13 protein-coding genes and 2 pseudogenes are annotated in these 18,695 nt (G+C 58.4%); 10 read left to right on the top strand and 5 right to left on the bottom strand.

Annotation, left to right across the window (positions count from 1 at the left end; all coding sequences use genetic code 11):
- Window positions 1-382 precede the first annotated feature (382 nt).
- From nirB to map, 4 genes are all read left to right on the top strand, one after another.
- Entirely contained in the window at window positions 383-2,944 is a 2,562-nt protein-coding gene (gene nirB / locus ACYZTK_RS03700; protein ID WP_462013187.1) for a nitrite reductase large subunit NirB, read from the top strand.
- Window positions 2,944-3,306: a nitrite reductase small subunit NirD gene (gene nirD / locus ACYZTK_RS03695; RefSeq protein ID WP_462013186.1), complete on the top strand. Its 363-nt coding sequence runs from the start codon at window positions 2,944-2,946 to the stop codon at window positions 3,304-3,306. Before nirB ends, nirD begins: the two co-directional genes overlap by 1 nt.
- Window positions 3,307-3,392: 86 nt before the next feature.
- A complete protein-coding gene (locus tag ACYZTK_RS03690) occupies window positions 3,393-3,656 on the top strand; it encodes a ParD-like family protein (RefSeq protein ID WP_462013185.1) in 264 nt (87 codons plus the stop codon).
- Entirely contained in the window at window positions 3,653-4,438 is a 786-nt protein-coding gene (gene map, locus ACYZTK_RS03685) for a type I methionyl aminopeptidase (RefSeq protein ID WP_462013184.1), read from the top strand. The genes ACYZTK_RS03690 and map overlap by 4 nt, the downstream gene beginning before the upstream one ends.
- Before the next feature lie 83 nt (window positions 4,439-4,521).
- Here map and ACYZTK_RS03680 read toward each other — a convergent pair whose 3' ends face one another.
- The 3 genes and pseudogenes from ACYZTK_RS03680 to ACYZTK_RS03670 all read right to left on the bottom strand — a co-directional run bounded on the left by ACYZTK_RS03680 (window position 4,522) and on the right by ACYZTK_RS03670 (window position 8,191).
- A complete protein-coding gene (locus tag ACYZTK_RS03680) occupies window positions 4,522-5,694 on the bottom strand; it encodes a DUF1624 domain-containing protein (protein WP_462013183.1) in 1,173 nt (390 codons plus the stop codon).
- A gap of 96 nt (window positions 5,695-5,790) precedes the next feature.
- Window positions 5,791-5,871: pseudogene (locus tag ACYZTK_RS03675) on the bottom strand (outer membrane lipoprotein carrier protein LolA); the annotation flags it as partial.
- Window positions 5,872-5,935: 64 nt separating this feature from the next.
- Window positions 5,936-8,191: a TonB-dependent siderophore receptor gene (locus ACYZTK_RS03670; protein WP_462013182.1), complete on the bottom strand. Its 2,256-nt coding sequence runs from the start codon at window positions 8,189-8,191 to the stop codon at window positions 5,936-5,938.
- A gap of 325 nt (window positions 8,192-8,516) precedes the next feature.
- Between ACYZTK_RS03670 and ACYZTK_RS03665 the strand changes: the two genes are divergently transcribed.
- The 3 genes from ACYZTK_RS03665 to ACYZTK_RS03655 all read left to right on the top strand — a co-directional run bounded on the left by ACYZTK_RS03665 (window position 8,517) and on the right by ACYZTK_RS03655 (window position 12,296).
- Complete coding sequence (locus ACYZTK_RS03665; protein ID WP_462013181.1) at window positions 8,517-8,969, top strand: GNAT family N-acetyltransferase; 453 nt, start codon at window positions 8,517-8,519, stop codon at window positions 8,967-8,969.
- Between the two features lie 306 nt (window positions 8,970-9,275).
- The gene (locus ACYZTK_RS03660; protein ID WP_462013180.1) at window positions 9,276-10,670 is read left to right on the top strand and encodes a DUF1254 domain-containing protein; all 1,395 of its coding nucleotides are present in this window, start codon (window positions 9,276-9,278) and stop codon (window positions 10,668-10,670) included.
- Window positions 10,671-10,805: 135 nt separating this feature from the next.
- On the top strand, window positions 10,806-12,296 hold the full coding sequence (locus tag ACYZTK_RS03655) for a DUF1254 domain-containing protein (RefSeq protein WP_462013179.1): 1,491 nt from the start codon (window positions 10,806-10,808) through the stop codon (window positions 12,294-12,296).
- 491 nt (window positions 12,297-12,787) lie between these two features.
- Here ACYZTK_RS03655 and ACYZTK_RS03650 read toward each other — a convergent pair whose 3' ends face one another.
- Window positions 12,788-14,320 (bottom strand): MFS transporter, encoded by a 1,533-nt coding sequence (locus ACYZTK_RS03650; protein WP_462013178.1) that lies wholly within the window; start codon window positions 14,318-14,320, stop codon window positions 12,788-12,790.
- A gap of 172 nt (window positions 14,321-14,492) precedes the next feature.
- Between ACYZTK_RS03650 and ACYZTK_RS03645 the strand changes: the two genes are divergently transcribed.
- Window positions 14,493-15,380, top strand: a complete 888-nt coding sequence (locus ACYZTK_RS03645) for a LysR family transcriptional regulator (RefSeq protein ID WP_462013177.1) — start codon at window positions 14,493-14,495, stop codon at window positions 15,378-15,380.
- Window positions 15,381-15,497: 117 nt separating this feature from the next.
- Here the strand turns inward: ACYZTK_RS03645 and ACYZTK_RS03640 are convergent, their stop codons facing one another.
- The gene (locus ACYZTK_RS03640; RefSeq protein ID WP_462013176.1) at window positions 15,498-16,589 is read right to left on the bottom strand and encodes a DUF3616 domain-containing protein; all 1,092 of its coding nucleotides are present in this window, start codon (window positions 16,587-16,589) and stop codon (window positions 15,498-15,500) included.
- Window positions 16,590-16,751: 162 nt separating this feature from the next.
- Here ACYZTK_RS03640 and ACYZTK_RS03635 point away from each other — a divergent pair.
- Window positions 16,752-17,273: pseudogene (locus ACYZTK_RS03635) on the top strand (GNAT family N-acetyltransferase); the annotation flags it as partial.
- Window positions 17,274-17,391: 118 nt separating this feature from the next.
- Entirely contained in the window at window positions 17,392-18,636 is a 1,245-nt protein-coding gene (locus tag ACYZTK_RS03630; protein WP_462013175.1) for a serine hydrolase domain-containing protein, read from the top strand.
- Window positions 18,637-18,695: the final 59 nt, after the last annotated feature.

Here is an 18,695-nt window from a genome sequence, read left to right as displayed (position 1 = left end):
AGCGAAAAGCGGGCGAATCCTATGATGGATCTAGCGCACGAAAAGCCTGTTCGCCACCGGTCGCAGAAACCCTGAAATCCAGTCATCGCAAGGCGCCCCGCTGGCGCAATGACCCGGGTGTGGCGCAAATAAGTTCGCTGATCTGCTGTCTGGCACAAAGCCTGCAAGTCCCCCATCAGCTTTACCGGAAAACATCCGGCTGAGCTGCCCCCTCGATCAACGACGATCGATCGGCCAGACAGGTCATGGGCAACAGCGGAGGATCAGGCGAAGTCGCCGGGTTGATCCCGCATAAGAACAGGCAAAGACGCCTGGAACCGCAAGGTTTCAGGCGTTTTTTTTTGCTTTTTTCAACCGTGATGGGCTTTGTCGGGTGCTTGGTATGAATTCCAGTGTTGCTGCGTTGAACAAGTTGAAAACGCTGATCGTGGTCGGTAACGGCATGGTCGGACATCATTGTGTCGAGCAACTGATCGAACGCGGTGCGCTGGAGCATTATCAGCTGCACGTGTTCAGCGAAGAGCCGATGCGTGCCTATGATCGGGTGCACCTTTCCGAATACTTTACCGGCCGTGATGCCGAATCCCTGGCGCTGTCCGCTGCGTCGCTGTACCAGACGCCGGGTGTCACCTTGCACCTGGGTGTGCCGGTGCTGGAAATCGACCGCGCCCGTCGCCAGGTCATCACCGCGCAAGGTTGCGTGCCCTACGACAAATTGGTGTTGGCCACTGGCTCTTATCCGTTCGTGCCGCCGATCGAGGGCGCCGAGGGCGACTCGCGTCTGGTGTATCGCACCCTGGAGGACCTCGATGCCATCCGGGCAGCTGCGGTCAACGCCCGGCGCGGCGTGGTGGTGGGTGGTGGCCTGCTCGGGCTTGAAGCCGCCAATGCGCTCAAAAGTCTTGGCCTTGAAGCGCACGTGGTGGAATTTGCGCCGCGCCTGATGCCAGTGCAACTGGACGACCTCGGCGGGCTTGCACTCAAGTCGCAAATCGAACGTCTCGGCGTAGGTGTGCACCTGTCCCGTGCCACTCAATCGATCAGCGCGGGCGAGGATTACCGTTACCGGATGAATTTTGCCAATGACGAGTTCCTCGAAACCGACCTGATCGTGTTCTCCGCCGGCATCCGCGCCCAGGACGCTTTGGCCCGCCAATCCGGTCTGGAGATCGGCCCGCGCGGCGGCGTCGTGATTAACGACGAGTGCCTGAGCTGCGACCCTGACATCTATGCGATTGGCGAGTGCGCTTCGTGGAACGGTAGCCTGTTCGGCCTGGTCGCGCCGGGTTACCAGATGGCCCGAGGCGTGGCCGCTCTGTTGTGCAATCAGACCGCCGAGCCGTTCCTTGGCGCCGACATGTCGACCAAGCTCAAACTGCTAGGCGTTGATGTTGGCTCTATCGGCGACGCGCATGCCCACACGCCTGGCGCACGCAGCTATCAATTCATCGACGAGGCGACGGCCAGCTACCGCCGCTTGGTAGTAGACGCAACGGGCAAGCATGTTCTGGGCGCCGTGCTGGTGGGGGACAACAGTTACTACGACACTCTGCTGCAATACATGCAAAACAGCATCGTGTTGCCGAAGGAGCCTGCCAGCCTGATCCTGCCGTCGTCTGCAGGCGCGCCGGTGCTGGGCCCGGGTGCGCTGCCCGCAGCCGCCACTGTTTGCTCGTGCCACAACGTCAACAAAGGCTCGATCTGCTCGGCGGTCGAGGGCGGCTGCACCGACCTTGGCGTGCTGAAATCGCAGACCAAGGCTGGCACTGGCTGCGGCGGCTGCACCGGTTTACTCAAGCAGGTTTTCGAGCATGAGTTGATCGCCCGCGGCGTCAGCGTCGACACCAGTCTGTGCGAACACTTCGCCTACACGCGCCAGGAACTGTATGCCCTGGTGCGGGTTGAAGGCCTGATGACTTTTGAAGAACTGCTGGCCAAACATGGCCGTGGTCACACCGGTTGCGGTATCTGCAAACCGGCGGTGGGCTCGGTACTCGCGTCCTGCTGGAACCAGCCGATCATGGACGCCCCACTGGTGCCATTGCAGGACACCAACGACACGTTCATGGCCAACATGCAGAAAAACGGCACCTACTCGGTGGTGCCGCGTATTCCGGGTGGCGAAATCACCGCCGACAAGCTGATCGCGATCGGCGTGGTGGCGAAGAAATACGATCTCTACACCAAGATCACTGGCGGTCAGCGTATCGACCTGTTTGGCGCGCAGCTGCACGAGTTGCCGGACATCTGGGGCGAGTTGATCGAGGCCGGTTTTGAAACCGGGCATGCCTATGGCAAATCGACCCGCACTGTGAAGTCGTGCGTCGGCAGCACCTGGTGCCGTTATGGCGTGCAGGACAGCGTGAAAATGGCCCTGTTGATCGAGGACCGCTACAAGGGCCTGCGCTCGCCGCACAAGCTCAAGTTTGCGGTGTCCGGTTGCACCCGCGAGTGCGCCGAGGCGCAAAGCAAGGACGTCGGCGTGATCGCCACCGAGAAAGGCTGGAACCTGTTTATCGCCGGTAACGGCGGCATGCGCCCGCGCCACGCCGAACTGTTCGCTACCGACCTGGACGATGAAACCCTGATCCGTTACATCGACCGGTTCCTGATGTTCTACATCCGCACTGCCGACAAATTGCAGCGCACCTCGGTGTGGCGCGAAAGCCTGGAGGGAGGCCTGGACTTCCTCAAGGAGGTGATCATCAACGACAGCCTGGGCCTGGGTGCCGAACTCGAGTCGCAGATGCAGCTGGTGGTCGATCGCTACGAATGCGAGTGGGCCAACGCCCTTAAAGACCCGGAAAAACTCAAGCGCTTCCGCACCTTCGTCAACGATAAACGCCCGGACCCGGACATCCATTTTGTCCAGGAACGCGGTCAGCGCCGGCCGATCATGGCCACTGAGCTGCAGCTTATTGCCGCCATTGAGGAGATTGCCTGATGAGCCCTTCGAACGTTCAGCGAAACCTGGCGGCCTGGAAAATGGTGTGCAGAGAACAGGACCTGGTCAGTAATTCCGGGGTGGTCGTATGGTTTGAGGGGGCGCAAGTCGCGCTGTTCTACTTGCCGGATGCCCAGGGCCGATCGCTGTACGCAATCGACAATCACGACCCGCAATCCGGGGCTAACGTGATCGGTCGCGGGTTGATTGGCTGCATCAAGGGGGACATGGTGGTGGCATCGCCGATCTACAAGCAGCATTTCCGTCTGGAAGATGGCCACTGCCTGGAGTCGCCGCAGCAGCGCTTACGGGTCTGGCCTGTGCGCTTGAACGGTGGTCTGGTTGAGCTTGGGATGGACTGATTTCCGAGCGTTTAATCTACGCGCGTTTGATTTCGCCAGCGAAACGTTTAATATATGATTCATATATATTCCGTATGGTGATAATCATGGGCATCGTAAAAATCTCCGAAGGCATGCACGAGCATCTGCGCGTCGCCAGCGACGCGCTGAGTCGTTCGATCAACGCCCAGGCCGAGCACTGGATGCGCATCGGCATGCTCACCGAGGTGCACCCCAACCTCGACCACAGCGACATCTGCCGTCTACTGATCCGTGCGGAATTGGCCGGCGGCCTGGATTTGCATCAGCTGTGTGACCTCGCAGAGGCTTCGCAAATGCCGGCTCGCGCAACAGTCGGAGCCGGCAAATGAAGGCGATTGTCCCGATCAACACCCCTGCGCAAATAGCCCAGTCTCGCACCGCTGCACAACTGGCTGCCGAAGTGCTGGCGATGATTACCCCTTACGTTAAAGCAGGGGTGACCACCAACGAACTTGATCGAATCTGTCACTACCACATCGTCACCGTGCAGAAAGCCATTGCTGGCAACATCGGCTATCACGGCTTCCCGAAAACCGTGTGCACCTCCGTCAATCAGGTGGTCTGCCATGGCATTCCAACCGATGAACCGTTGAAAGACGGCGACATCCTCAACATCGATATAGCCGTGGTGAAGGATGGCTGGTACGGCGACACCAGCCGCATGTACTTTGTCGGTGAACCGGCTCCCGAGGCGCAACGCCTGGTCAAGACCACCTACGAAGCCCTGTGCGCCGGTATCCGCACGGTACGGCCCGGTGCAACCCTGGGCGACATTGGTCACGCCATTCAAACGGTCGCGGAGCGCGATGGCTTCAGTGTGGTGCGCGAGTACTGCGGCCACGGTATCGGCAAGGTCTACCACGACGAGCCGCAGATCCTGCATTACGGTTATCCGGGGCAGGGGCTGAAGTTGAAAGCAGGGATGATTTTTACCATTGAACCCATGTTGAATGCGGGTAAACGGCACGTGAAGACGCTGGCGGATGGCTGGACTGTGGTGACCAGGGATGAATCGCTATCGGCGCAGTGGGAGCACATGGTGGCGGTGACTGCGGATGGGTTTGAGGTGTTGTCGGTTTGGCCGGATAGTGTTGAATCTATCGAAATATAGGCAGTTTATGTAGTTACGATAAACTGCCTGATTTGAGTAGAACCAATGGGCGCCATGCCAAATCATTGAGCTTCTGGTTTCGCTTAAAAATACTTCAACCACCCAATATCCCGCCGCCGTGCCTTCAGCGCAGCAAACCAGCGCACCGGTATATACAGCGATGCAGCCAAGAGCACCGCTGTCACCCACACAGCCCAAACGCCGTCAAAACCGAAGTAGCTCCCCTGGTTCAAGCCAAACACCGCGGCGCTGATCAGGTACAACACCTTCAGCACGTACAGGTGAAGTAAGTAGAAGAACATTGGAGCCGCACCGAACACCGCCAGGGTGCTGATCCACTTGCGTTGCTGAGCCCGCTCAAAGCCCAGGAGCAACAACAGGCCGGCGCCCAGTGTCAGGCACAGGAACAGCAGGGAAGGTGGGTACTTGGTGATATTGAAAAAACTCATGACCGTTTGAGCAGTGCTTTCGTAGGCCTGCCAAGGTGCTTCGCCGTAACCATTGGCTAGGCGCAACACGAAGAAGCCCAGCAGCACTGCGACGCCGGCCACCAGCAGTTTGCGTTGCCGTGCGGTGGCACCCGCCGAGCGAGCAAACCACGGGCCGATGCAGTAACCCAGGGCGATCACCCCGATCCACGGCAGCACCGGATATGAGGTGCGCAGTCGCAGATTTTCAGACACCTCGATCCAGCCGCGATCATGCAGGATCGCCCAAGGTACGTGCAGGCTTGAGCCGACCGGGAAGTGCAGGCCGTCGAGCAGGTTGTGTCCGCCGACAATGAGCACGCCCAAGGCCAACAGGGCAGGCCTTGGCAGCCAGACAAGGATGGCGAGGGCAATCATGCTGACGCCTATAGCCCAGATCACCTGCATGTAGATCACGCTTGGGGGGAACTGGAAGGTCCAAGCGAAATTCACCAGAGTGAACTCCAGCACGACCAGGAACAGGCCGCGCTTGAACAGGAAGGTGGAGACGTCGCTTTTGCCTTGGTGTTTTTCGCCGTACAGGTAGGCGGACAATCCGGTGAGCAGGACGAACACCGGGGCGCACAGGTGGGCGAGGGTGCGGCTGAAGAACAAGGCCGGTTCGGTGGTTTCGATACCCATCGGGTCGGCTACCTGGCGGTGCAGGAGGAAGGTTTCGCGCACGTGGTCGAGCAGCATGAACAAGATCACCAGTCCACGGAGGGCATCGATGGATAGCAGGCGTTGGTTGAGGCGTGTGGCGGGGGGAATCTGGACAGGGATTGTCATGGGAGAATCGCAGGCAGGGATTTATGTGTAACGTTATTCTATAACATATTGGCCGCATTGTCCCATTGATCAAGAAACTTAAGGCCTTGCTCGCGTAACTGTAGGAGCGAGCCTGCTCGCGAAACACCTGAGGACGCCGCAGGGCATCAGGTGCCCCGCGTTATCGTTAACGTCCATCGCGAGCAGGCTCGCTCCTACAGGATCGTGGGCGCTTCCACAGGGAGAGGGCAGCCCCGCAGTTTTAGAACCGGTACTTCGCCGAAGCCGTAATGCTGCGCGGAGCTCCGTAGGTCAGCGCACCATAGGCATCAAAGATGTCGAAGTACTTCTCGTCGGTCACGTTGTTCGCATTCACCTGCGCCGAGAGGTTGTCAGTGATCTCGTAACGCGCCATCAGGTTGACCAGCGCATAGGCATCCTGCTGGATTTTCTCGGGGTTGCCGGCCGGGTTGGTGGCGTAGGTGTAGATCGAGTCCTGCCAGCTGACGCCGCCGCCAATGGTCAGCTTGTTGAACGCGCCGGGCAGCCGATAAGTGGTGAAGGTACGCAGCAACTTGGTCGGGTACAGGGTGTTCACGTCATCGCCGTTGGCATCTTCCGCAATGAACTGGGTGTAGCCCACCGAGGCATTCCAGTCGGTGGCGAGTTCGCCGGACACTTCCAGCTCGAAGCCCTTGCTGGTTGCGCCTTCACTGGCTTCGTAGGCAAAGCCGCTGATCGGGTTCGATGGATCGATCAGCGTGCCGGTGCTCTGGCCCAGGTTGTCCTGTTTGATCTGGAAAATCGCCGCCGAGGTGTTCAAGCGGCCGCCGTAGAATTCACCCTTCAGACCGAGCTCGGTGCTCTCGCCAACGATGGGGTCCAGTGTCTGGCCGCTGCTGTCGCGCACCGACTGCGGCAGGAAGATTTCGGTGTAGCTGGCATAGGCCGAGATGTTGTCGGTGAGGTCGTAAACCACGCCGGCATAAGGGGTCAGTTCATGATCGACATCAACCTTGCTGACTTCCGAGAACACGTCATCACTGGTTTTTTCATACCAGCTCTCACGCGCGCCAAGAATCACTTTCAAGTCGTCGGTCACGTTCAGTCGGGTCGCGGCATACAGGCCTTTCTGGCGAGTCTCGCTGTAACCGTAGTCGGTGCGCGGGCCCCATACCGGCTCGGCGAAGTTACCGCCGTAAGCGTCGAAATCGGCGACTCCGTCAAAGCCCGTTTGCGCATTGAGGGCATCGGCGTCGAATTTCTGTTTGCTCTCCACGTAACCGAACGCCAGTTCGTGCTCACGGCCCAGCAACGAGAACGGTCCATTGAAGCGGATGGCGTAGTCGTCCTGGTTGGTCTCGGTCTTGTAGGTCGCCGGGAACGACGACATGGGGGCGCTACCATTGCGGCCTGGATTGCCGGAGAGGTACAGCAGGGACGAATCGCCGGTGCGCTCGCCACGGTTGTAGCTGAGGTTCATCTGCCAGTCGTTGGCAAACCGGTGGTCGAGATTGACGAAGTAGGTGTCGTAAGTAGTGTCCCACTTGCTCCATTTTGCCGAGGTGCTCTTCGAGCGACTCCAGTTGGTCCGGCCGCCGTCTGCGTACCAGACCGGCAAGCCACCCCACATGGGCGAGTCCTCCTTGTTTTCCTGGTGGCTCAAGCCAAACCACAGCGTGGTGTCTGGCGTCAGGTCGATGTCCATGGTGCCGTAGAGGGTCTGGCGCTTGTTCGAGTTCATGTCGATCCAAGTGTCGCCTTCGTTGGTCTCCCCGACCAACCGCGCGCGAATTGTGCCTTCCTCGTTCAGCGCGGTGGACACATCGGCCTCGACGCCATAGGTGTCCCAGGTGCCGGCGCTCAGCTCTACCGAGCCCTTCAAAGCGGTGCTGTTGGCACGCTTGCGCACCATGTTGATCGACGCCGAAGGGTCGCCCGCACCGGTCATCAAACCGTTGGCGCCGCGCACCACCTCAACCCGGTCGTACATGGCCAGGCTGCTGAAGATTTCCCCTGAACTCCATGGCTGCTCGTAGATGGTCGGCACGCCATCGATCATCAGCGAGTTGAGCTCAAAACCCCGGGCGTTGAACTGCGCTCGGCTGGTTTCGTAGCGGTTGACCGAGACCCCGGTGGTGTTGTTGACCACGTCGAGGATGGTCTTCAGATCCTGATCCTGGATGCGCTGCTGGGTCACTACGCTCACTGACTGCGGGGTCTCGCGCAGGGACATGCTCAACGGTGTTGCGGTGCGTGCCGCTTCGGTCGTGTAGGAGTTGGTGTCCTCGGTCACGGCATTGCGTTCGCGGGCGGCCGTTTCCGTGATCGCGATTGGGGCCAGGGTCAGAGAGCTTCCATTCTCTTTTTGTTCAGTCTGTTCCGCCGCTTGCAGGGATGGCGCGGTGAACGCGATACCGGCGGCAAGCATGTGCACTGCAAGGGCCAGCGGGCGCACTTGAGAGAGCGAGCGTGGCATGGCGGAGCTGGTTGAACGCAGGGAGAGGGGGGCGGTCATGCGAATTCTCATTCGGGTTGCTGTTATTGAGAATCCTTATCATACGTAAATGTAATTATATGTGAAATGAGGTTCTTACTTATTTGAGAATGTTTATCAGGTGAGGGCGTCGAGGCTGCTTCCTGACCTAGCTCCTGAATGCACGATGATCACTGATCTTCTCTAGGTGTTGATGTTCAAGAAACGGCCGTCAGTATCGTCGAGGAGTGGGTCATTCAACGAGTGACGGTTGATAATGCCTGGCGTACAGGCGACCCTGCTGCACTCATGGGTGTCTAGCTAATCCAGATGTCCACTCGACAACTTTTCAATTAGCGAACCCCACATGATCCGTCAGGCCTGTGCAGATGATGAGGACGCTGTACGTGCTTGCGCCGAGCAGGCGTATGTCCAGTATGTGGACGTCATAGGGCGAAAGCCTGCTCCGATGCTGGCAGATTTCGCGGCGCAGATTGCCGCAGGCGATGTCTACCTTTGCACAGGAGAAGGGGATGAATTGCAAGGCTTCATCGTTTTCTATCCGCTGGAGCAACATATGTTGCTCGAAAACGTTGCGGTCTCGGCTGCGGGGCGTGGGCAGGGTATCGGCAAGGCGCTGATCCGGTTCTGCGAGGCGCAGGCGCTGGGTTTGGGCCTGGGTAGTGTGCAGCTCTATACGAACGCAAAGATGACCGCAAATCTGTCGATTTATCCTCGTCTCGGTTACGTCGAAATCCGGCGCAGCACTGAGGATGGATTTGATCGTGTATTTTTTGAAAAGCGCGTCGTGGTTAACTGACCGTCACAGCAGGAAACAGGGGGCATCCGTGAATTATCGGACAGCAATTCATGGACCGAAATAACGCTTTCTCTGCGACGGACTGGGTTCTGCGAAATGCCGATCATGCTACTGGGCGACGGTTGATTCGGGCAGCTAGCGGCCAAAAGCCGACATTCCTGTCTGGTTGTCAAATGTACAGAAAACGCCCCTAAGGTATAGATACCGGCGTGGATAACGTAGACGACCTTCGAGTTCGGACATACGATGCTTGGGCTTGGCAGTTGAGAGCCAAAACTGCCGCCATGGAATCAGGGAGCGTCGTACATGCTGAAAAAAATGTTGTTTGCCACATCGCTAGTAGCGACCATGATGATTGCCCTGCCAAGCACGGCAAGCGCTTCGGCAAGCGTCGAGGAGACCCGAAACATCGCCAAGGATGCTTATGTTTTCGGCACACCGATGGTGGATACTTATCGGGTCATGTATGCATTCTCGGTCGACAAAAGTAACCCGCAGTATAAAGGCCCCTTCAACAGCATCCTCAATGTCTCCAGAGTCTTCACACCGGCAGACACCGCATTCGTAACCCCGAACTCTGATACACCCTACTCGTTTGTCGGACTGGATCTGCGTGCAGAACCAGTGATTATCAGCGTCCCGCCGATGGAGAAGAATCGGTACTTCGTTTTCCAGTTGATGGATCTCTATAGCTTCAACTTCGCGTATATCGGCAGCCGTACTACTGGCAACCAGGGCGGTACGTACATGATCGCTGGTCCGGACTGGAAAGGTGAAAAGCCCAAGGGCGTGGACAAGGTCATCAAGGCCGAAACAGAAATGGTTTCGGTGGTTGGCCGTACCCAGTTGTTCAATCCTGACGACTTGGATAACGTCAAAAAAATCCAGGCCAATTACAAGGTTCAAACCCTCTCCACCTTCCAGAATCAACCCGCCCCCAAGGCGGCTACGCAGATAAACTGGATCAAACCGATAGCGCCTGCCGTCGAGCGCACATCCCCCGAATTTTTCAATCAGTTCGCCTTCCTGCTGCAATTCGCCCCGAGCCACCCGAGCGAGGTCGCGTTGCGTAAGCGCTTCACCGAGATCGGTATCGAACCGGGAAAACCTTTCGACGCCTCTAAACTGTCGCCGGAACAGCAAGCTGCACTGGTGGCGGGTATGCAAGACGGCCAGAAAGAAATCGACCAGTTGCGCAACTCGTTAGGCGGTAAAACAGACACCCTGTTCGGCACTCGGGAATATCTAAAGAACAACTACGTCGTCCGCGCCACAGGCACACAAATGGGGATTGGCGCGAACTCGCGCGAAGAGGCGATGTACCCCATTTACGATAAGGACACGTCGGGTCAGCCTCTCGATGGCAGCAAGCACAACTACACGCTGAGATTCGCAAAGGGTCAGCAACCGCCGGTGGAAGCGTTCTGGTCGTTGACGATGTACGACCTTCCAAAACAATTGCTTGTGGACAATGCGATCAACCGCTATTTGATCAACTCGCCGATGCTGCCGAATCTGACAAAAGATGCTGATGGCGGACTCACCCTATACATTCAGCATGAATCGCCAGGCAAAGACAAAGAGGCAAATTGGCTGCCGGCACCCAATGGGCCATTTATGGTCACGATGCGCTACTACTGGCCGAAACCAGAATTGTTGTCCGGGAAATGGCAATCTCCCCTGATCGAACAAGCGAAGTAACCATCAACGCGCCCTACACCGTGTAATGGCCTATTAACCAACGGCAGTCCAGTGAACAACGCTGGGCTGTCTCTCTGCCATTGCGAGTGTCCTCCCCCTGGAGACACAGCAACCGGCCAGAAAAGGACGGCGAGCATGAAAACAGTCGCTACAACCCTGACTGCATTGGCCATGGGTATCTCAATCAGTCTCAGTACACAAGCTGCCACGCATTATGAACAACTGGCCGAAACACCTTTCTCCGGGGGTTATCCAACCCTGGAAGGCGTGGCTCAGCTGAAGAACGAGTTGTTGTTCCAGCGCGCTGTGCAGTCTTATATCTGGGCGCTGCCGGCCTTGAACATGTACGGCATGAAGGAAGGGTCGGAAAAGACTTTTGGGGCCGGCTACAACGTACTGCCGATCTGGAAAGACCGGCTTAATGCCAAGACGCTGGTCACCACCCCGAACTCCGACGTGATCTATGCGATGGGCTACCTCGACCTGAAGCAGGACGGGCCGATGGTGATCGAGGTACCGCCAGGATTGCAGGGCATTCTCGACGACTTCTTCCAACGACCGATCTGCTCCGAGGGCACCATCGAAGGCCGCCAGTGGTGCGGCGATGTCGGCCTGCCAGGTCCGGACAAAGGTAAGGGCGGCAAATACCTGGTTCTGCCACCGGACTACAAAGGCGACGTTCCACCCGGCTACCTGACCTACCGTTCACGCACCTATGGCGTGTTCGTGTTCTGGCGCGGCTTCTTCAAGGATCCGACTCAGCTTGAAGGGCCGGTCAAGGTCATGGAACAAACGCGCATCTATCCGCTAGGCAAACAAGCGACGGCCAAAGCGATGGAATTCCCGAACGCCTCAAAAACTCCAGCCAACATGCTCTATCCCACTGACGGCAGCGCCTTCGATATGCTCTCGCGCTTCATCGATGATGAATACGTGGATGCGCAGGACATGGAAATGCGCGGCATGCTCGCAGCTTTGGGGATCATCAAGGGCAAGCCATTCCTACCGGATGCGGCCACCCGCGACCTGCTCGACAAGGCGGCGAAAACTGCCAGCAAAATCGGTCATGCCATTTCATACATCCCCCAAACCATTGTGGCGGACGGCACCTGGTACCCGGATCGCAAATGGCTGAACGTGTTCCCCGGCAATGCTACCTTCACCGCTGACACATTCAATTTCATCGACCCACGTACCGGTTTCTTCACCAACGCCTATTCCACCAGTCCAGGCATGGCCATCAACATGGAAAACGTCGGGGCGAAATACCCGGCCTCTTTCGTCGATGCCAAGGGTGAATTCCTGTCGGGCAGTAACCACTACACTCTTAACCTGCCCAAAGGTGTTCCAGCAGCGTTGTTTTGGTCGGTGACTGCCTACGACTCAATTACAGCTTCGGGCCTGGACAACGGCCAACCTTTCCCCTCCCTGAACACCATGGACAAACCTATCACTAATGCCGACGGTTCGATTGACGTGCACTTCGGCCCGGACTCACCGGGCGCCGGCAAAAACTGGATCAAAACCCTTCCTGACAAAGGGTTCTTCGTGATTCTGCGCCTCTACGGGCCTACCAAAGCGTTCTTCGACAAAACCTGGAAACCTGGAGATTTGGAGAAACAGTAAGTGCAATACCGCACGGCGCCGTGAGCGCGATAGCCGCGTCGACATCGCCGATGGGGAAGCCCTACAGGATGATCTATTAGGGCTTTCCCTCGGTCGGCCTCTGCCAATAACCACCGGCAGCTATGCGTCGGTTGCCGCCCTTCGAGACAGGCAGTAATCGGCCGATTTCTGCCTGTGGGCAAAGGCTGTAATCGACCCATACTAGCCTGTACCCGGCACGTACGTACCCAGCGAACAGTTAAGGGATATTGGGAGGTAATTAGTACGTAGCAGGGCTACACGATGCCCCATCCCCCTTTGCGACCCTAAGCGTCCGGCGAACACGGTTGGCGAGTCCTTTACACATGTCTCCAGCGTGGGCATGGAGAACTCCGGGTAGCCTTCCATCGGGACGACGAAACCGAAGATGAGCCGAGCCTTTCACGCTGGATATCCGCGTATCGCCCGATGCTATGTGCGATCGGGAGGCCGTGAATTTGTCCAAATCGGATTCATGCCGCGGCTGCCACTTCTTCATGCGCACGCGATCGACCCAGCAGTGCGAACACTAGCAACGCAGTCAATGCAGAAGATGCAGCCAGGATGTACAAGACCCAGCGAAATGCCTGGTCGTAGGTTGCCAACAGCAAAGCGCGCTCGCCGCTGACGAGGGTACTGGCATGCGCCAGATCGCCGAGCGCGGCGCGATTGGCGGCCTCAATCACAACAGCTGGATCGGCCGCAGCTAAACTGCCAAGCAATCCGCCCTGAATTAAGAACGCCAACAGCGCGCCCGCCACCGCGATGGCAATCCCGTCGGCCGAAACACGCACGCAGTTGAAGATGCCGGTCGCCATGCCTGCACGTTCTGTCTCCACCACGCTCACGGCCATGCCATCCATCAACCCCCAAGGCAGACCAATGCCTGCGCCGATCAGCGCCAGTGGCGCTATCAGCGCAGGGCCAGCCCCGCCGGACAACACCTGGCCCACCCAGACCAGTCCAGCTGCCACCAGCAGCAGCCCGACGCCAGACAGGATGCCGGAGGTGAACCAGCGCGACAACAACGAAGCAAGGAACGGCACGACCAGCAGCGGCGCTGCCAAGGCGATCATCATTTGGCCCGCTTCCAATGCGCTCAGCCCGTCGATGCCGATGAAGCGGCCCGGCAGCATCACGATTAATGTGACAAAGAAGAAGGCTGGCGATGCGGCCAACACCTGCACACCGACGAAGCGATCACTGCCGAACAACGATAGGTCAAGCATCGGGCGCGCGACGCGGCGTTCGATGCATACGAATGCAATGAACAGTACGACTGAGGCCAACAGCGTGCCGAGTACCGAAGCGCTGCCCCAGCCTTCTTCCGGCGCCAGCAGGATGCCGTAGGTGAACAGGGTCAGCGCGGCGGTAAAGCTGAGGGCGCCGGGCCAGTCCAGGCCGGTAGAGTCTGGATCTTGGGACTCCGTGGCGCTGGCCCATACCAGCAGCAAACCGGCGGCCCCAATCAGCGCCGTCGCCAGGAACACCCAGCGCCAGCTCGCCACCTCCACCAGCCAGCCTGCCGCCAGCGGCCCGAAGGCCAGGCCTATACCAAACGTGGTGCCGAGCAGGCTGAACACTCGGGTGCGGATCGGGCCCTGGAAAGTCTGCGCCAGCGAGGACATGGCGCCAGCGAAGGCCGCTGCGCCACCGAGCCCTTGCGCGAGGCGCAACCCGTCGATCCAGCCGACCGTCGGCGCCAGCGGGATCAAGACCGTCATCAGTACGAATAACGTCAGGCCGACCAGCCACACGCGCTTGCGGCCGTAGGTGTCGGTCAGGCTGCCGGCCGCCATCATGGCGCTGCCGTAGGTCAGAATGTAGCCGTTGACCACCCAGTTCAGTTGCACCGCCGTCCCACCCAGTTCCTGACTGATGGACGGCAGCACGACGGCCGGCCCAGTAAAGCACAGCGGGATCAGGATGCCGGTGAGGCAGGCGGCAAGCAGTTGCAGCCAGTCGCGTCCGGTGGTACCGCTTGTGGCGGTCAGGGTTTGGGTCATGGGGAACATCCGCAAAGAGTCATTAGAGGGTCAGGCAGCCGTCCGGTATCTCAAAAGCCAAGCAGACGGCCGGATCCAACCTGTGCAGCCGTCAGCGTAGGTGCGGGCTTGTTCAAGAAAAATAGGCTAAGGTTCCGATCATATCGGACATATTTTCTAAGAACGGTGAAGAATGGACTCCCTCAATGGCATCGCGTTCTTCGTGCAGGCGGCGGATGCCCGTAGTTTTTCGCAAGCCGGGCGCGTACTCGGCGTCTCGTCTTCCGCCGTGGGCAAGAGCGTGGCCCGACTGGAGGAACGGCTGGGCGTGCGCCTGCTCCACCGCAGCACCCGTAGCATCACGTTGACCGCCGAGGGCACGCTGTTCCTGGAGCGTTGCCGGCGCATCCTCTGCGAGGTCGAGGCGGCGGAGTTGGAACTGTCTGAAACTCGGCAGACTCCCCAAGGCAAGCTGCGCGTGAGCATGCCGCTGGTGAGCAGCTTGGTCATGCCGGCGCTGACGGCCTTCATGCACCGCTACCCAGCCATCGAACTGGACGTGGATTTTTCGGATCGGCTGGTCGATGTAATCGAGGACGGATTCGATGCCGTCATTCGCACCGGAGAACCGACGGATTCCCGGTTGATGTCTCGTGCACTGGGCACCTTCAAGCTGCTGCTGGTTGCTTCGCCCCGGTACTTCGCCGCACGCGGCACTCCGCGCGTGCCTGCCGACCTGACGGGTCACGCCGCCCTGCAACACAAGTTCCCGAGTACCGGCAAGTTCGAGTCGTGGCCCTTGTGCAGGCCGGAGGGCGGGGCAGAACCCGTCCTCTGGGCCTCGATGGTATGCAACACCACCGAGGCCCTGCTTCACGTCGCCCGCGATGGCCTCGGAATCGCCTGCCTGCCGGATTTCATGGTGCGTGATGCCATTGCCGCAGGCGAACTGGTGACGGTGCTGGACGACTTCAACCAGCATCAGGGCACTTTCCGTATACTTTGGCCATCGAGCAAACACCGAGCGCCGAAACTGCGTGCGTTCATTGACTTCATGGGCGCGGAGCTGTTCAAAACCTGATCCACCGCCGCCAGTTTGCCGCTGCGCAAAGCACCCGTTAAGGGCCAGTTCCTGGCCGATTGCAGCCCTTGATCAGCAATCGGCCAAAAGCACACAGGCAGTCCCCGAGGTGCGTGGTTAATTCAGGATGAACAGATCCCCTTCCACATCCGAATCGCCGTGTTTACGACTTTGCGCCGCGGAGTCGTAAAGGATCAGCAAAGTCTCCCCACGCTGCTCGCCCGATTCGAACAGACACATGGCTTCAGCGTGATCGTTGCCTTCTCCGAAAGGCACCTCCAGCACGATCTCCAATTGATCGGTGAAGACCACACTTTCCTCGTCGGACGCGAAACCGCCGCGCCAGCGAAAGACCGTTACCGGGCCGTCCTGGTCCATGGTGGGACCCGCCAGGATCAGCAGGTCGTCACCGCAGATGCACAGGTCACGCAAGCCCAGGCCATTTAGCGCGAAGAAGTGCTTGCGATAGCGGCGCCCAGCCGGGCCGATTTTATTGAGCATCAGCGTGTCAGTGGAGGCGTCGTTCAGCTCAGGTTCGATCTCCAGCAACATAGCCCAGCCACGAAGGACAGGCCCACGGAGCCCCAGCAGAAGGCGCGAGCCGATCACCGCCAATCCTTCTACATCGAAGCCGTTGTCTTTACCCGGGATGCTGAGGAAGTCGCGCAGCTGAGGATCTTCAGCAATTTCTGCGGTCAGGTCGTTACCGACTTCGTTGCCCCGTAGCTGCGCCGCCGTACGTCCATCGGCGTCTACTGTCCTGGCGAGTACATAGCTATCGTTTTGCTGCACCACCGGGATGCGGGCCAGCAGAAAGCGATTGCCGTCCGCCTCTACGGTCGACAGGCGCTTGATATTTTTCTGTGCAGAAGTGCCTGCCTCTGCCTTCTTTCGCTTCAGGCTATGGGAGCCCACCACCCAGAGGTAGCCACTTTCAGGGACATAGGCCAAGCCCTCGATATCGATCTCGGCGTCCTTTTTCGGTAGGGGCAGATCCAAATAGTCCAGAAGCTGAAACGATTGGTGCCCATCACACCTGACGACGGCGCCGGGCGCAGAGCCCTGGATTTTCAGGCGTTCCAGGCTCGTGGTTTCGTCGTTGGCGACCCAGAGCGTGTCGTCGATCTGCTGAGCGGCCGAAAGGCCATCGCGCAACGACGCAAACGCCGGGTCAAAGCTCAACAGCGCAAAATTGCTTCGGTCGCTCATGAACGATCTCCTGTCTTTATGACGCGGCGCGTCGGTTATTCAGAATTAGATTTGGAGCCTGTTCGTTGTCCAGTGTGCGCTCGTCCAATTCGGGTGGTCCATCGCTTATCGCTTTGGCCACTTCGGTAACTATGTCGTAGCGTCGTCTGGACCTGTTCCGCGCTCACTCGGCTGATTGTCGAGTGGCGCTCCGGAGCGAATCGCTTTGATGCGCCGGGAGAATGTCTTATGGCGGCGTATTTAAACCAGGAACTGATCGGTATTGGAGGCCTTTCAGTTGATCCATATGGCGAGGCCAATACGGCAAGACTGCGACGGGTGTACGTCGCAGTTTCTTCAAGGGGGCAATACGTGGGGCAAACGCTAGTAAAAGCGTTGGTCGCACATGCTGCTCTTCGCTTTGCAATAAACTGTAATTGCTACGGGGATGGCTTGGAAATTGATACCTTTTGGGTTAAGGAATCTCATCGCGGGAGAAAAGTCGGTTCTATGCTATTGGAAAAAGCAGAAACCATTGGCGCCAACAATGGGGCAGTTATTGCATTCTTAAAAACCGTTGATGCGAAACAGTTCTATGAGCAGCATGGGTATGAGATTTATGGTGTTCTTGAGGATCGACCAATTGGGACTAACCTGTATCACTTAAAAAAACGGCTAGTAAAACGTACCTCTGTTGATACTTGATGAGACGCGAACTGCATCGTCCTTCAGCTCGTTCGGCGTAATCCCAATGAGTAGACTATGGTTCAAGCGGGAGCGTGTCTCAACGTCCGTGAATGGAAAAACAAAAAAAGGATAGGTTATGCACTCATCCGTTAGTTTTCATCCGGCTGCGCCTGGTCGGTCGTTGCTTCTCTCGCTCGGTCTGCTCGCTGCGGGTATCACCTCGTGCGCATGGGCTGACGATTATCCCCACGCTCAGGAACCGATTGGCACCGTGGAGCAGATTTATGACGGCGCCATGCTCCCCGATCTGGCGGTCAGTACCTACCGCAACATCGACCGGCTGTTCCCGACCCACAGGATCAAAGCCGGCGATCACCCATATGTGCTGCCGAAATCGGACAAACAGTTGCCCAACGTTCGCTTCACTGTCGGGGACAAAAAGTACGACCTGTATGACTTCGTCGCACTGGACAGCATTACGGCGATGCTGGTGCTCAAAGACGGCAAGATCGTGTTCGAGACCTACCAGCGTGGCAACACCGAGAAAACCCGTTGGATGTCGATGTCGATGGCCAAGTCCATCACCTCCACGCTGGCGGCTGCAGCGATCAAAGACGGCCTGATCAAGGGCCTCGATGCGCATGTGGTGGATTACGTTCCCGAGCTCAAGGGCAGCGCCTATGAAGGCGTGACCGTGCGCAACGTGCTGATGATGTCTTCGGGCGTGAAGTGGAACGAGACCTACACCGATCCGGCGTCTGATCGCCGCGCGCTACTCAAGGCGCAGATATCGCAGAAACCTCACTCGGCCATGGCGTTGATGGCCAGTTTGCCGCGAGTGGCTGAGCCCGGCACGGCCAACAATTACAGCACTGGTGAAACGCAGGTACTCGGCGAGATCGTTCGTGGCGCTGTGAAGATGCCGCTGGCCGATTATCTATCGCAGAAGATCTGGCAGCCGTTCGGTATGGAGAGTGATGCCCGGTGGTGGCTCGATTCGCCTGACGGCGTGGAAATCGGTGGCAGCGGTATCAGCGCCACCCTGCGCGATTATGGACGCTTCGGGCTGTTTTTCATGAACGGCGGCAAGATCAATGGCGAGTCTATTCTGCCCGAGGGCTGGGTCAAGGAGGCGACGCTGCCGACCACCCTCAAAGGCGCCAAGTCCCTGGACTACGGGTACATGTGGTGGACCGCGTGGACCGAACCGTCGGTGAAAGATGGCGCCTATGCGGCGGTCGGTATCCAGGGCCAGAACATCTACGTCAACCCCGCCAATAACGTGGTGATTGTCACCTTCGGTGCCCAGCCCAAGCCGGTTGATAAAGAGCCGATCGACCCGATGGTGTTTTTCGATGCCGTGGTAGCTGCGTTGAAGTAACTCTGCAACGGTCCAGGAGCTATGAGCAGCCTCATCCAGACGTCCGCTATCGGCCAAAA

Source organism: Pseudomonas sp. LB3P31 (genome assembly GCF_054897945.1).
This window is presented reverse-complemented; position numbering and strand designations above follow the sequence as displayed.

Excerpts from the sequence above, each read along its gene's own strand:
- nirB (WP_462013187.1), top strand. The coding sequence starts at position 383 with ATGAATTCCAGTGTTGCTGCGTTGAACAAGTTGAAAACGCTGATCGTG.
- nirD (WP_462013186.1), top strand. The coding sequence starts at position 2,944 with ATGAGCCCTTCGAACGTTCAGCGAAACCTGGCGGCCTGGAAAATGGTG.
- ACYZTK_RS03690 (WP_462013185.1), top strand. The coding sequence starts at position 3,393 with ATGGGCATCGTAAAAATCTCCGAAGGCATGCACGAGCATCTGCGCGTC.
- map (WP_462013184.1), top strand. The coding sequence starts at position 3,653 with ATGAAGGCGATTGTCCCGATCAACACCCCTGCGCAAATAGCCCAGTCT.
- ACYZTK_RS03680 (WP_462013183.1), bottom strand. The coding sequence starts at position 5,694 with ATGACAATCCCTGTCCAGATTCCCCCCGCCACACGCCTCAACCAACGC.
- ACYZTK_RS03670 (WP_462013182.1), bottom strand. The coding sequence starts at position 8,191 with ATGACCGCCCCCCTCTCCCTGCGTTCAACCAGCTCCGCCATGCCACGC.
- ACYZTK_RS03665 (WP_462013181.1), top strand. The coding sequence starts at position 8,517 with ATGATCCGTCAGGCCTGTGCAGATGATGAGGACGCTGTACGTGCTTGC.
- ACYZTK_RS03660 (WP_462013180.1), top strand. The coding sequence starts at position 9,276 with ATGCTGAAAAAAATGTTGTTTGCCACATCGCTAGTAGCGACCATGATG.
- ACYZTK_RS03655 (WP_462013179.1), top strand. The coding sequence starts at position 10,806 with ATGAAAACAGTCGCTACAACCCTGACTGCATTGGCCATGGGTATCTCA.
- ACYZTK_RS03650 (WP_462013178.1), bottom strand. The coding sequence starts at position 14,320 with ATGACCCAAACCCTGACCGCCACAAGCGGTACCACCGGACGCGACTGG.
- ACYZTK_RS03645 (WP_462013177.1), top strand. The coding sequence starts at position 14,493 with ATGGACTCCCTCAATGGCATCGCGTTCTTCGTGCAGGCGGCGGATGCC.
- ACYZTK_RS03640 (WP_462013176.1), bottom strand. The coding sequence starts at position 16,589 with ATGAGCGACCGAAGCAATTTTGCGCTGTTGAGCTTTGACCCGGCGTTT.
- ACYZTK_RS03630 (WP_462013175.1), top strand. The coding sequence starts at position 17,392 with ATGCACTCATCCGTTAGTTTTCATCCGGCTGCGCCTGGTCGGTCGTTG.